General features: G+C 36.4%; 12 protein-coding genes. 6 read left to right on the forward strand and 6 right to left on the reverse strand.

Features of this window, described 5'->3' with window-relative positions; genetic code table 11:
* Positions 1-4 precede the first annotated feature (4 nt).
* Both JNL75_12260 and JNL75_12265 read right to left on the reverse strand, forming a co-directional pair.
* The gene (locus JNL75_12260; protein ID MBL7790593.1) at positions 5-5,479 is read right to left on the reverse strand and encodes a hypothetical protein; all 5,475 of its coding nucleotides are present in this window, start codon (positions 5,477-5,479) and stop codon (positions 5-7) included.
* A 498-nt stretch (positions 5,480-5,977) separates the two neighbouring features.
* Complete coding sequence (locus JNL75_12265) at positions 5,978-6,625, reverse strand: O-methyltransferase (GenBank protein MBL7790594.1); 648 nt, start codon at positions 6,623-6,625, stop codon at positions 5,978-5,980.
* A 50-nt stretch (positions 6,626-6,675) separates the two neighbouring features.
* Here JNL75_12265 and JNL75_12270 point away from each other — a divergent pair, with 50 nt between their 5' ends.
* The 4 genes from JNL75_12270 (at position 6,676) to JNL75_12285 (ending at position 9,693) form a co-directional block, all read left to right on the forward strand.
* Positions 6,676-7,623 carry a nitronate monooxygenase gene (locus JNL75_12270; protein MBL7790595.1) on the forward strand — a complete coding sequence of 316 codons (948 nt, stop codon included), beginning with the start codon at positions 6,676-6,678 and terminating at the stop codon, positions 7,621-7,623.
* A complete protein-coding gene (locus tag JNL75_12275) occupies positions 7,620-8,120 on the forward strand; it encodes a DnaJ domain-containing protein (protein ID MBL7790596.1) in 501 nt (166 codons plus the stop codon). Before JNL75_12270 ends, JNL75_12275 begins: the two co-directional genes overlap by 4 nt.
* 124 nt (positions 8,121-8,244) lie before the next feature.
* Positions 8,245-8,922 carry an SCO family protein gene (locus JNL75_12280; protein ID MBL7790597.1) on the forward strand — a complete coding sequence of 226 codons (678 nt, stop codon included), beginning with the start codon at positions 8,245-8,247 and terminating at the stop codon, positions 8,920-8,922.
* Positions 8,923-9,177: 255 nt separating this feature from the next.
* On the forward strand, positions 9,178-9,693 hold the full coding sequence (locus tag JNL75_12285; GenBank protein ID MBL7790598.1) for a methylated-DNA--[protein]-cysteine S-methyltransferase: 516 nt from the start codon (positions 9,178-9,180) through the stop codon (positions 9,691-9,693).
* Positions 9,694-9,720: 27 nt separating this feature from the next.
* On the opposite strand, the gene JNL75_12290 is transcribed toward JNL75_12285, so the two are convergent.
* From JNL75_12290 to JNL75_12305, 4 genes are all read right to left on the reverse strand, one after another.
* A complete protein-coding gene (locus JNL75_12290; protein ID MBL7790599.1) occupies positions 9,721-10,449 on the reverse strand; it encodes a hypothetical protein in 729 nt (242 codons plus the stop codon).
* Positions 10,450-10,674: 225 nt separating this feature from the next.
* On the reverse strand, positions 10,675-11,091 hold the full coding sequence (locus JNL75_12295; protein ID MBL7790600.1) for an SRPBCC family protein: 417 nt from the start codon (positions 11,089-11,091) through the stop codon (positions 10,675-10,677).
* Positions 11,092-11,102: 11 nt separating this feature from the next.
* Complete coding sequence (locus JNL75_12300; GenBank protein MBL7790601.1) at positions 11,103-11,495, reverse strand: DUF1801 domain-containing protein; 393 nt, start codon at positions 11,493-11,495, stop codon at positions 11,103-11,105.
* 50 nt (positions 11,496-11,545) lie between these two features.
* Positions 11,546-11,902: a YraN family protein gene (locus tag JNL75_12305; GenBank protein MBL7790602.1), complete on the reverse strand. Its 357-nt coding sequence runs from the start codon at positions 11,900-11,902 to the stop codon at positions 11,546-11,548.
* A 58-nt stretch (positions 11,903-11,960) separates the two neighbouring features.
* On the opposite strand from JNL75_12305, the gene JNL75_12310 reads away from it, so the two are divergent.
* Positions 11,961-12,959, forward strand: a complete 999-nt coding sequence (locus JNL75_12310; protein MBL7790603.1) for a bifunctional phosphoglucose/phosphomannose isomerase — start codon at positions 11,961-11,963, stop codon at positions 12,957-12,959.
* A 98-nt stretch (positions 12,960-13,057) separates the two neighbouring features.
* Positions 13,058-13,897, forward strand: coding sequence for a hypothetical protein (locus JNL75_12315; protein ID MBL7790604.1), 840 nt, complete (start codon positions 13,058-13,060; stop codon positions 13,895-13,897).
* Positions 13,898-13,995: the final 98 nt, after the last annotated feature.

Here is a 13,995-nt window from a genome sequence, read left to right on the forward strand (position 1 = left end):
AAATCTATCTATACACAACCGTCCTATAAGATCCAATCACAGTTCGATAGGCTGGATTATACATAGATTCGAGAATAATGGCTGGCACTTGATAATTTCCTTCATAACTTGCATTGAAATCTTGAACAATTGTCTTTGTTTCGTTTGCTCCTAACGAGAAATAACTCATGACCGCATCATCTCGTATATCTTGATAATCCATACCCGAATTGACGTCAGCGCCAGCTATACGCTTATTGATAATCTCCCAACCTGCAGGCACATAATTCGTCAATGCCATATTGCTAAGAGTTGTCCCTGACCGATTCGTCACCTTAATAATTTGTTTAAAATCTGTCTGACGAGCAATTTTATCTGCTGAAATTTTGTTGCCAGACTTATCGACATACTCTACATTGAGAGATAAGAAATTATTAGACAAAGGTTTCACTTGCATTTCAATTCCTTTGCGAACGATATTGACAACCGTAATCGCATTCGAGTTATTCGTCAATGTCAAGTTTCCAGTTACAGGATCCACGGCTTGCGAGTAGGCTGGTTTATTGCCTTTCAGGCTATATGCTTTTCCATTGTAATTCGCACTGATATCAATCGGTTCTACTTTATATTTCGCCAAATAGCTAGAAATAGATTTGAGTAGCATAGCTGTAGCCTGTGTACCTAAATAACTGCGGGAATTGAGTGCCGATATATTTTTTCTAAATAAGGTATATGCATTTGCCTTATCCCCTAGCTTTAAAAACAATTCCAACAAATAAGCTTGATCTACATGATGGGAGCCATAGGTATATCGGTCATCAATATAAGGGACTATCTCTACAGGAATTGAGGCCAATAATGATTTTGCAACATCCGTTTTACCTGCATAAAAATAAGCTAATGCTAATTTGGCTTTAGACCCATTATCTATCTGTACTTCTTTTAATCGATTCATCGCACCTAGATTAGCTTTACCTCCCAGGGCTAATACCATCAGGCGATATGCTTGATACGAATGCTGATAGGACTGCCCTGCGATAGGATTGAAACTCGAAGCATAGCCATTCAACGATTCTAACGATGAATTCAGTAGGCTGCTATTGAGATCATAGCCTTTATTCTTAGCCTCCGCCATAAAATGGGTGGCATAGCTTGTGGCATAATCATCATAAAATCCACTATTTGGCCAATAGGAAAGTCCACCACTGCTTGATTGGAAGGACTTATACTTTTCAAAACCATCCTTTAAATTAGAAGCTATCATCTCTTTATCTTCCGAAGTGAGCGTCGTCAAATCTGCTAGGTAAAGTTGAGGGAAAAGCGCAGAGGTCGTTTGTTCCAAACAGCCGTGTGGATAGGCTATCAACTCATCTACTTTAGATTTAATATTCAATTCTGGAATCGATGAGGATTCAATGTAAATTTTATTTGTGCCAGGGACGCCTAAAGGCTGAACCGCTATCGTTTTTGTTTCATGCGGATTTAAAACGATTTGCTGCACATCCATAGATGGCGGATTAGCTATCCGCAAAGGTACTTCCATTTCATAATTTGAAACATATCTACCGGATTTAGCAATTATTTTGACCTTTGTCACACCTTGTTTAAAACCCGTCTTGAGCTTAAAGTTTACAATTTGATCTTGAAAATTAGAGAAAGTCAACACTTGACTCTTACTGCCTACCAGACCAACCCTTTCATCCGTGACTACTTGGACGCTTACATTCTTTATCGACTTATCCGTAATAAAGACATTAACAGGAAGCTCTATCTCCTCACCTAAGGACAAGACGCGTGGTAATGTACCTAAAACCATAAGAGGCTTCGCTACTTGAACATCCTTGGTCACCGAACCAAACTTATAATCTTTACCAGCAGCGACAACCATCACTTTTAGATTTCCGACATAATTTGGCACATCGATGGTATGCGAGTTGCTACCACCTTTAAGTTCGAAGGGTCCAAGATATTTCACCACCGACTCATAGCGATTGCTTTTCGCTTTATTCATTTGACTCAATTCATCTTCTCCACCACCGATAGAGAACACATCCCTGAAAACACCTGTAAATACTCCCATAACGTCATCAAATATATCCCATGTCAAGACGCCTAATGCTTCTTTGCTATAGAAAAACTTCCATGGATCAGGAGTTTTGTAACCACTGATTCCAAGTAATCCTTCATCTACTATAGCTAATGTATAAGTCATATTATTATCATTAGCCTCACTCACTTTGATATTCAATTTAGTCTCAGGTTCTATCTTCGCAGGTACTGTTATTTCAGGATTTAGAACAGATTTAGAATTATCGACATAAATAGGTATAATACCATAGGTGCGAATGGGCAGGTTGTTTTTTGTATTTGGTTGCGGCTGAATAGCACTCACATAGGCATACACATTTGGAGACATATTTGCTTCTACCTTAAAACTGATTTCATTTTTCCCCTGCACTAAATCAAACCATTCCGCTTTGACGACTTCATTTCCATTTTCAATACTCAATAAGGCTCGTCCTTTGAAATAGCTGACCATAGATATTTTTGCGGTCTCTCCTACTTGGTATTTTTCTTTGTCTTTCGACATTTGAATGACTTGGGATGATTCTTCGCTAGTATTCTCATAATATGGAGATTCAAAATATACAAAGCTCGCACTCGAATGATTAGAAGCTAAATCTGTCACTTTTATTAAGTAATTTCCCCATTGATTTCGCTTCATAAATACAGGTATCTGTGCCTTACCATTGATAATATCCACTTCTTTTTCAAATAGTATGGATTTTACTTTTTCTTGATCAAAGTAACGATTAGAATTATAGCTATTATACCACCAGTTGTATTCAACTCGGTAAACTCCTACCTTAACTTTATTGGAGGAAAGCAATTTACCTTCCCCATTGACATTCGCGATATCTATATTATAATGCTTCTCACAATCTAAGTAATAACTACTATTTCCACCAATTTTGTGTCCAGCATAGGACTGATAGTAAGAGAATTTTTTCGTATCATATTGTATGGAAAATTCGCCTCCATTTTCAAACACTTTCGTCGTAGATACGGCATTTAACATACCAGGGATAGCAGAGGCATCTGCTTCTAAATTAAAATTGAATTCGAAGGAACCGTCAGACGCTGTGTTTCCAGAATAAACGGATTGTTCAAATGGTTTAAATTCTTTTGTCTTATCATTAAATGTAAAAGTACTAAAGCCATTGAACACAGCAGGAGTATTGTAAAAATTCATATCAACAGATGCTTTCAAACCTGCTGAACTAGCACCATTTAACCATGAAGTTTGATACTTTACCTTATCTCCATTTTTTATAAAATCTGAAGTGTTTTCTGCTACTATGCGCAGTCTATTGGGCTTAACTGTTTCTACTTTTACCGTCTTATCATATTTCAGCCCTCCACATTTAAAGCGAGCAGTCCAGTTTCCTGTAGGAGCATCAGCTGTTGTCTTGGTCACAAAACTATAGAAGCCATTCAAATTTTTCTCTACGACCATTCTATCCATAACCTGTCCAGAAGGATTTAGGAGTTCCATTTGACAAGGAAGGTCTTTTGGTAATTCATTATAACCATTAGATAAAATCATAGTCAAATACACTTTATCTCCAGGACGCCAGACTCCACGCTCACCATAGACAAAACATTTCATTCCTTTCTGCGTACTATTTCCTTCTACATCGAATACATCGATAGACTGGGCAGAATAATTCTCTAGTTTGATATACGATTTTTGACCATTGTCACTAGCCACAACAAAATAAGGCTTCTCAGTCGCTGATATAGTAGCAAATCCATCGCCATCTGTGGAGGCGTGACCTATATTTTGAAATTGATAACTAAAGACCTCTACCTTAGCCCCTGAAAGAGGTTTGGCAGTTAATAGATCGACACAAGTAGCGTAAACTTTATTATCTGTGCCTTTTTTTGCTATCAGTCCAATATTTGAAATGAGAAAATTTTTCTTAGAAAAACGTTCATAATTATAATAAGAATCATCTGCCGGATCATCTCTTTTTTCATAGTCATAATCATCGGGATAGTAATACTCGTAGTCATAATCATTTTCTAATTCGCTTTCTTCGTCATCGAATCGATTCTGAGCCATAGAAAATTTGAATAAGTTAGAATTCGCTGTAGTTTTGTCATCGGCATAGTTAGCAGTCATCGAGCGATCAAAAGATAATCTCACTTGATAAATAGCTCCTTTCTCCAATTTGGCCAATTCAGATAAATCCAAATTATAATTGTAAGCTCTGTTGGCTTTAAATCCCGTTTTTCCATTAAGTTTAATCACCTGTGAATAAACCTTTCGTCCAAATCGCTTCATATTGTATGTTTCACTCAAACTTCCATTTTGTAGAAAATACAACACATTGGATTGGAAAATTTTATGAACTTCTACTTTGATTTGATTTAATCCTACCGTTTTGATAGGAACGGAAGCCCCATTATTATCTACTATAATATTTCCGTCTCCTATCAGCTGAGCACTTGGGAGCAATGAACCAAAGCTAGCCTCCTTCACATAATCTTTCGCCAATTTCTTACCATGTTTGCTTTTGGTACCGGCGAGTATCTTTAGCTCTACATCACCGAAGATATTTTGATTTGAAGGAGAAATAATCATTCTATTTCCTGTAATTTCCATGGTATTATCAAACTTACCTTCAATACTGCACATTTCTTCATTCTCAGTAGGGGAAAGAGATTCTGAAAACACTACCGTGATCTGATTATTCTTATCCTGATCGACAGACATAGAAGTCACGACAAAATCTGATTTGGTGGGGATTTCAATAACTAGATCTTCCTCGGCATTCGTTACATTTTTTAAATCAATATCCAAATCTATTTTTTGAACCTTGTCTGTAGCTGTAATTTTTTTAATGACAAAGTCATGTATCGTACCATCCGCAGAGTGCGTCCACGTCACTTGATTTTCCGTATCAAACTTAACATTAGATTCCACATCTTTTGCTTCCACAAAATCTGCTGTTTTTATGGCTCCTTGATAATCGAATACTTTAGATTGAGCTGATTCAGAAACTATCTCAATACCTTTATCAACAAAGCTTGTCGAAGGCGCTATCGTTTTCAAGGTATATTTAAATAATTCATGTTCATCATCCACTTCTCTTATAGCCTTATCCAAGGCAAACTCTATGGTATAGGATTGATCTTCTATTAGAGGTTTATTAGGGATAAATACAATCTTATTCGGAGCTTTCAAAATAGTGCGACCTTCTATACTTGGTGAAATATCAAACAAAGGAGTCTTGATCTCATCACCTATTTTCTCTCCACCCATATAGTTGTCTTGGAGCTCAATTTCAAAAGGTGAACGCACAGATACTACACCATAGGTAAAGCCTGAAATATAGCGACTGAAGCTACTAGGCGGCAACTCCATATTTTTATTTTTACAAGAAAATTCTAGAAGCAGTAAAACTGCAAGTAACAATCTTAAACAAGGACGCATAATGGAAGAAAATTAAAGTATTGATACAAATTTAAGGCAATAACGCATTGGGGTTTTAGAAATTTTAAGAACCAAGGAGAAATGTGGAAAAAGATAGGAGTTGTAAATCGATTATATTTTAATGGAGCGACAACTAAGTTCATCAAGACGAGTATTAACTCTCATAATCCAAGAACTATTCACATCAAAGCGAAAATATAGTCTGACGGAGCGCCAACGAACTTCATTAAAGCTATTATTAACTCTTACAAAGCAAGAATATCCTGCATCAAAGCAAAAATATACTCTTTGATAGTGATAACTAAGTTCATCAAAGCGTGTATTAACTCTCACAATCCAACAATTATTCACATCAAAGCGAAAATATAGTCTGACGGAGCGCCAACGAACTTTATTAAAGCTATTATTAACTCTTACAAAGCAAGAATATCCTGCATCAAAGCAAAAATATACTCTTTGATAGTCACAACTAAGTTCATCAAAGCGAGTATTAACTCTTTAACAAAAACTACCCTTCTTCCCTATCAAAACCCCATCTCTCAAGGGTAAAATGCTACATTTCCAACCAGATTCAGTAAACATAGCGTTCGTTGTTTGCAAAATAGCATTGGTTCTATTATCAGGTTTTTCATCAAGCACTTGTCCACTCCATAGAATATTGTCCACGAGGATAAATCCACCTGGTCTGATCTTATTTTTTAAACAATGAAAATAATTAGGGTAGTTTGCTTTGTCAGCATCGATAAAAGCGAGATCAACGGAATTATCGCCTAAGGTTTCACAAAAAGGCAAGGCTTCTTCCAGTCGATATTCAATAAGATTTTCTAAATGGAGTTTTTGAAAATATTTCTTAGGTAAATGAGAAATTTCTTCATTAACATCAAGTGTTATAAGCTTAGAATCTTTGGACATAGCCAAAGCCATGCAAATCGCACTATAACCTGTATATGTTCCGAGTTCGACCACTAATTTAGGATTCAAGGCCGAAACAAATTGATGCAAAAACATTCCTTGTTCCTTACCTGAGAGCATATTGGGCATGGGGATAGACGCGTAGGTCTCTTTCTCCAATTCCTCTAATTCTGGACAAAGGTGAGCGGTCAAGTTTGAAATATAAGATTGAATATCAGGATGGGTAATATGCACGGTAAACTATTTAGTAAGGAGAAATTTTGATTGATTAATTTTGCAAAGATATGAAGTCAAGGAATAGAATTTGTGAACTTTTTAATATAGAAAAACCTATCATTCAAGCAGGAATGATATGGTGCAGCGGTTGGGAATTGGCTTCGGTTGTTTCGAATAGCGGAGGACTCGGAATTATCGGTGCAGGGTCTATGTATCCTGATATATTGAGAGAGCATATTCAGAAATGCCAATCCGCTACAGATAAACCTTTTGCGGTCAATCTACCTCTACTTTATCCAGATATAGATCAACATATACTATCTTGCATCGAATTGAAAGTACCTATAGTATTCACATCAGCAGGAAATCCAAAAACATGGACGGAAACGTTGAAGAAAGAAGGTATCAGGGTTGTTCATGTAGTGAGTTCAAGTAAATTTGCACTTAAAAGTCAAGATGCAGGAGTAGATGCTATCGTAGCAGAAGGCTTCGAAGCAGGCGGACACAACGGACGTGAAGAGACCACGACCATGTGTTTAATTCCTAAGGTAAAAGCCACGATTCAAATTCCACTAATTGCAGCAGGTGGCATAGGTTGCGGCAAGAGTATGCTCGCCGCTTTTGCTCTCGGAGCAGATGCTGTGCAGATAGGTAGTAGATTTGTGGGAAGTATAGAATCCAGTGCGCACAGCCTTTTCAAAGAAAAAGTATTGACTGCACAAGAAGGTGATACTCGACTAAGTCTGAAAGCTTTAACTCCTGTGCGATTATTAAATAATGATTTCGCTCAAAAAGTAGTGTCTGCCGAAGCGAGCTGTGCGAGTAAAGAAGAGCTAGAGGTCTTATTAGGACGTGGACGAGCAAAGAAAGGAATGTTTGAAGGTGACCTCATCGAAGGGGAATTAGAAATAGGTCAGGTCAGTGCGAATTTCTCCGAATTGAAGTCAGCTGCTGACATCGTGGATGAAATCTGGAATGAGTTTCTCGCAGAAAAACAAAAACTCATAGATCGATGACTATAGCGCAGGCTAGGACGGTATTAGGTTTATCAGAGAACTTCGACCTAGACCAACTCAAAACGCAATACCGAAAAAAAGTGCTCATAGCCCACCCTGATAGAAATGGTGGGGATGAGAAAAAGTTTCTTTTAGTTCAGCAAGCGTTCGAAATTCTAACCAACTTCAAAGAAAATGGAAGAGTATATCAACAAGCGAACCAAAAAAGACATCACAATCCAGGAGGAGTATATGAGCAGCGACGACAAGCGGAGCAAGCCTATAAAGAGAAAGCCCATTATTACTATCAGCGAAAACGCAGAGTGCGCAGAGATGAATCTATTGTCGATGAATTTAGAACCAATGTTAAATATTTTTTCCTTACAGTATTAATCTTTATCGCTTTTTTTATTTTGCTTTTAATTGCAATGGCATTTGGGGCTTTTGGTGTAATCTTCTTATTGGTAGTCAGTGCCGTTAGCATTTCTAGAGTTAATTTTAAAAAATTCAAGTTGTAGTCAGAAGTCTAAAGTAGCAAGGTAAAAGTTTAAAGTTTCCTAATTGCTTGGTAAACCCATAAGTTTAATCTAATTTTGACACGAAGTAACTTTCAACTTTATACTTTTCACTTTTAACTAATTTATGAGTAAAAACTTCATTCGAATCGCCTACGCACTCAATATCCTTGTCTTGATCGCTGCATGGTGGATAGGTGTTAAAATCATAGAAGGTGCGCAACCCTTATCCAGTGGATTAGGCTATTATGCCAAAGATACGACGACGGCGATGCAATATATCGTGCGAGATTTTTCCTTTTATGACCAGGATTCACAACTCATCACGAGAAAAAACTTTGAGAACAAAATTTGGGTAACCGATTTTTTCTTCTCCACCTGCGAAGGCATTTGTCCCATTATGAATATGAATTTGGCTGCTATACAAGATAGCTTTGCTGCGGATACGAATATTCTCATGTTATCACATACCGTAGACCCAGAAACGGATAATGTAGCGACACTTAAAACTTATGCACAAAAACACCGAGCGATAAAAAACAAATGGCATTTCGTCACAGGAGAGGCGGCGACTATTTATGACTTGGCCAGAACCTCCTACTTCGCTGCTACACCCAAAGACAGCACCCACGGAGAAGACTTTGTCCATAGTCAACTCATCTGCTTGATAGACCCGCATCTGCATATTCGTGGTTATTACGATGGTACTAGTGGGAAAGATATGCTCAAATTGGTCAAAGATATTCGACTGCTGAAAATAGAGTATGAAATGGTGAAGAAGGAGAAGTGGTTGGGAGTGTTTTAGATTTGAGAATTGAGATGTTAGAATTATGACTTTTCGGCTTTGTCTTTTCGAGAAATTTGTTTGACGGGAGTTGGAACACAAAGAAACACTAAGATATAGCACAAAGACACACAAAGTCTTACACAATGAATACAAAATTATCAAAAAACATAGTGTTCTCTGCGTGTTCTTTGTAAACTTTGTGTTAAAAAAATTATTATTAGTTTAAACGTAAAGTACACAACTACTTAAAAATTCAACATTCATAATTAAACCATGCTTTACCGAACCGAATGGAAATCCCCACTAGGTGAACTCATACTCATGGCTACCGAAGATAAACTCTGTCTCTGCGACTGGAAGTATCGAAACATGCGGGCTAGCATAGATAAACGAATTCTAGACTATTACAAAACTGAACTAAGAGAAGAATCCAATGAAATCATCAACGAAACCATCCACCAACTCAATGACTACTTCGAAAAAAAGCGAACCGAATTCGATATACCCCTAGAACTCATAGGCACTAAGTTTCAGCAGCGGGTGTGGCAAGAACTTCAGCGCATACCCTATGGAAAAACCATCAGCTATCTCCAACTCTCCAAAAACCTAGGCGATGAAAAAACTATACGTGCCGCCGCCACCGCCAATGGTGCCAATTGCATATCGATCCTCATTCCCTGCCACCGCGTCATAGGCTCCGATGGCGCGCTCACGGGCTATGCAGGAGGATTACCTGCTAAGAAAAAATTGTTGATTATAGAGGGAAGCGGGCAGAAGGAGTTGTTTTGAAAAAATACCAAAATTATACTTGTTAATTTAATACTGCGCAGTCTTGTTAAACTCTTGAGCATATTCATATCCAAGGAAACCTAATTTCGAACAAATTTCTATAGTATCTCCTTCTGATATAGATTCAAATAGAGGTTTTTTGATTTTGAAACACTCATCCTTTTTTGAACTTGTGTTCACATATATAGAATAAGTCCGGATACCTGAACTCTTTTTTTCGATTCTAAAATTTCTACATTGAATTTCATTCTTCGAAAAAAAATGATTTATAAAGCTTGAAATAGTTGGTGTTAGAAGAAATAAACCTAGGAATAATCCAAAGTTAACAGTATATCTTCTTTTACTTTCATGATAAGTTGAAGGTGATAGTTTTAAAATTAATAAAGTAATAATAATGGCCAATACTATGCCTAAAATTCCTGATATCCAAAAGAACCTAGTTCCTAAAAATGTATTTTCAATATTTCGAATTTCAAAAATTGATAGGAATACACTTACAAAGCAAAAAAATGAAGAAAATGGATATATAATTTTATTGAATTTAGTAGGTTTTTTTTCAAAATAAGTCTTTGGAGGAAAGAAGGCATCTATAATTAATGGCGAAAGTTGCACTAATGTTATAAGTTGATAAATTATAATAAGAAAAAATCCCAATGCTATAAATCTTCGACTTGATTTATCATCTGCCAAAATATATAATGGAACGATGCAAACTAAAATATAAAACAATCTTTTGAAAAGTTCTTTTTTTAGCATTTGATTTTCATAAAAATGGATCTCAGAACAACTAATTACTAATCACATTAAATTCAACATCTTGCTAATGCCCAGCAATTTAAGGGAAATTGATAAAGAACAATACTATTTACTCAATTTTAAGTTTTTCAAACAATATTCTATTTCGTTTTCTTTCACTTGGGTGAGCAGCTTTTAGGTTACAAGTTCTAACTTTGCTTCGCTTTCGAAGAGAAAAATTATCCATTAATTATTCTCCACATACCTCTTAAAATTATCCAAAATCGCTTGCCAGCCTTGCTGTTGAAGTTCTACAGGATTTTCATTTTCAGGATCGAAGATTATAGCGACTTCGGTTTGATTGCCATCTTCCTTGATTAAAACGTTAACCACTCGATTATCTGGCATCGTATAAGTATAGCTTTCACCAGTTATAATTTCGTTATATATGGCTTCAAAGTCAAAACCAAAACTACCATCTTTGGCTTCCATACGCGCTATGTATTTACCTCCTACTTGCATTTCATTGGAAGCGGAAGGACAGTGCCATGTATCGGCTGCAAAGTTCCATTTCGTGATATGCTCGGGTTTTGTATAATAGTCCCAAACTTTTTGTTTGTCAGCGGCAATCCTTGCTTTGATGGTTATCTTGTTATTGGTCATATATAATTGATTTAGTTTAATCGTTCTAGTACTCCCTTGCGTTTGACAATATTCTTATAATCCCACTGTATTTCTCTAGACTTCTGGAGCCAGCGTTTGAGGTCGTCAGGGATTATGTCGGTCGCATCATTGTAAAAAATGGAAGCATCTTTAAATTTCCCTCCTTTCATATTTAGCTTTTCTTCATTAAAGTCCAAGCCACTCCAAAACATCAGCCGAATTCCCTTTTTCTGTTTACTGTAACCCACGATAGGATTTCCATTTAAAAACCAGACAGGATGCCCATGCCATAACTTGGATTCGGCATCTGATAATTCATAATCAATTATTTTCACCAGCAAATCGCATATCTCTTTATCCGATTCGACTTGCTTATCGTTGTATTGTTTGATTTCTTTATTCACAATTTCAAAATTACCAAAAAAATAAACTAAATCTCAGTTTTTATAAAATCTCAATACAACCACACATCTTCAAAATGTTCTATTTCAGGTGCTTTATTGTCATAGATAAGAATAGCTAGGATATCGAGGAAAGTTTCATCTTCTATTTTGTTTTCAAATTTGTACTGATCTATGGTTTCAAGTAGAAGTTTGATTTTCTTTCTATGAACTGCTTGTTCGGGTTCTCCTCCGCCCTTTCTGGTCTTGACCTCAAAGAAAACGTACTTTCCCACTGGGTTTGTGGTGACCAGGTCTATCTCTCTTTTTCCACTTCTATAATTTTTCCGAACGATATTAAATCCTTTTCGGACTAGATATTCACATGCAATTTGCTCGCCAAATTTTCCTAAATCATTATGTTCAGCCATAGTTTTTAGCGAAATAGTTTAGTTTTGCTATCTTTTAACGAAGCAAATATAAAAAGAGATGAACGAAAAAATGCGAGAATTGACGGAGAATCTTCCGAATCAAATCAGTGAAGCACTCAATATAGCCGCCCAATCAAAATTGACGCCGGTGAAAGGGATTAAAAACATTGTGATATCTGGGCTAGGAGGCTCAGGTATAGGTGCAACCTTAGTTTCCAATTGGATTTTTGATAGCTGTAAATTTCCTATAACCATCAATAAGGGTTATTTCTTACCTAACTTTGTCAAAAAGAACACCATGGTTATCTGTAGCTCATATAGCGGCAATACAGAAGAAACTATTCATGTCTTAGAACAAGCGCATAAACTCGGTGCCAAAATAGTATGTATCTCTAGCGGAGGAAAGATGATAGATTTTTGCAAAACGAATCAACTAGACTATATACAAGTACCAGGTGGCATGCCGCCTAGAACGTGTTTGGGTTATTCTATAGTGCAATTGATGCAGGTATTGACATTTCATAAATTTATTCCAGGAAAATTATTCAAGCAATTGACCAAGATTCCTGACTTCCTCAAAAAAGAAGAGGCTTTCATTCAAAAATTATCTGCCAAGCTATGTGATAAAATTTTCGATAAAATGCCAATCATCTATGGTGATGAACGATTTGAAGGAGTCGTCGTTCGGTATAGACAGCAGATCAATGAAAACGCTAAAATGCTTTGCTGGCATCATGTGATTCCAGAGATGAATCACAATGAAATGGTAGGCTGGAGAGATGAGAATCATAATCTAGCTGTTTTATTTATCGATAACAATCTAGATTTTAAACGCAATGTGCAGCGCAGAGAAATCAATGAAGAAGCTATAAGGAAGTATACTCCTAATATTCATCATATCCAATCAAAAGGTAGAAATATTATAGAGCAATCGTTCTACCATATTTTCTTTACGGATATTTTATCGATATATCTAGCGGAGAAAAGAGGTTTTGAGTCTATGGAAATAGATGTTATCAACCATTTGAAGTCGACACTAGAGAAGACAAGCTTTTAAGTTTTTGTTTTTCTAAAGTGGAAAAGAAATAATTAATAAAAAATATTAAACCTTTTGCACTATTTTTGTCTCTTAGGAATAATTAAATCATCATTATCATGAAAAAATCATTTTTAATCCTAATAACGAGCGCACTCCTTTTGGGTTCTTGTAAAAAGGCAGCTGAGACTATCGATGAAATTCAAAAAGACAAAACCATGGCACAGGACAATCATATGGCAGAAGATGAAGCCGATGATATCAGTGTAATCTCTGATGAAGCCTATAGCTATGGAGAATTAAAATCCAGAGGTGGTTCTGGTGGATCTGGCATTATGGGAGATACCGTAAAAATCATTCGCTCTAAAACTGATAGTACGATCACTATCGATTTTGGTATCAATGGTATCATAGGTAAAAATGGTAAAATCCGTAAAGGAAAAATTATAATAAAGTTTAATGGTGGATACAGGGTTGTGGGTTCTGCCATTAGCCAGACTTTTGACAATTATTTTGTAAATGGCAAAAAAATAGAAGGAACTAGATCCATCACCTACAAAGGAGACTCTAGTGGTATGCCAAAATGGACCATTCAATCTGACTTGACGATTACAAAAAACGATGGTAAAAAAGTAACATGGTCTAGTACTAGAACTCGTATAATGACAGCTGGATATTCAACTCCGCTCAACTGGTACGATGATGAATACACTATAACAGGAACAGCGAATGGAACCACGTCCAATGGTGACACCTACACGATGTCTATTGGCAAGCCTTTGTTTATAAAAGTTAGTTATACTCCTCCAACGCTTTGTAAATACATAATTGACGGTACCATTACATATACTAGAGGTTCCAGAACAGCAACTCTCGACTATGGCTATGGTGGAATTACTAGTTGTGACAATCAAGCTGAACTCAACTATAATGGCTCGAAAACCATTATAACACTATAACCCTACACTGCTGTGTATCTAACGAAGTTTAGCTAGACTTTACTTCGAAAGATGAAACGTAAACCTCTCTAAATCCCCGAACTATCGGGGATTTTTTT

Source organism: Chitinophagales bacterium, assembly GCA_016787225.1.
Lineage (GTDB): Bacteria > Bacteroidota > Bacteroidia > Chitinophagales > JADJOU01 > CHPMRC01.

Excerpts from the sequence above, each read along its gene's own strand:
- JNL75_12305 (MBL7790602.1), bottom strand. The coding sequence starts at position 11,902 with ATGGCTGAACATAATGATTTAGGAAAATTTGGCGAGCAAATTGCATGT.
- JNL75_12270 (MBL7790595.1), top strand. The coding sequence starts at position 6,676 with ATGAAGTCAAGGAATAGAATTTGTGAACTTTTTAATATAGAAAAACCT.
- JNL75_12260 (MBL7790593.1), bottom strand. The coding sequence starts at position 5,479 with ATGCGTCCTTGTTTAAGATTGTTACTTGCAGTTTTACTGCTTCTAGAA.
- JNL75_12295 (MBL7790600.1), bottom strand. The coding sequence starts at position 11,091 with ATGACCAATAACAAGATAACCATCAAAGCAAGGATTGCCGCTGACAAA.
- JNL75_12315 (MBL7790604.1), top strand. The coding sequence starts at position 13,058 with ATGAAAAAATCATTTTTAATCCTAATAACGAGCGCACTCCTTTTGGGT.
- JNL75_12290 (MBL7790599.1), bottom strand. The coding sequence starts at position 10,449 with ATGCTAAAAAAAGAACTTTTCAAAAGATTGTTTTATATTTTAGTTTGC.
- JNL75_12310 (MBL7790603.1), top strand. The coding sequence starts at position 11,961 with ATGAACGAAAAAATGCGAGAATTGACGGAGAATCTTCCGAATCAAATC.
- JNL75_12285 (MBL7790598.1), top strand. The coding sequence starts at position 9,178 with ATGCTTTACCGAACCGAATGGAAATCCCCACTAGGTGAACTCATACTC.
- JNL75_12280 (MBL7790597.1), top strand. The coding sequence starts at position 8,245 with ATGAGTAAAAACTTCATTCGAATCGCCTACGCACTCAATATCCTTGTC.
- JNL75_12275 (MBL7790596.1), top strand. The coding sequence starts at position 7,620 with ATGACTATAGCGCAGGCTAGGACGGTATTAGGTTTATCAGAGAACTTC.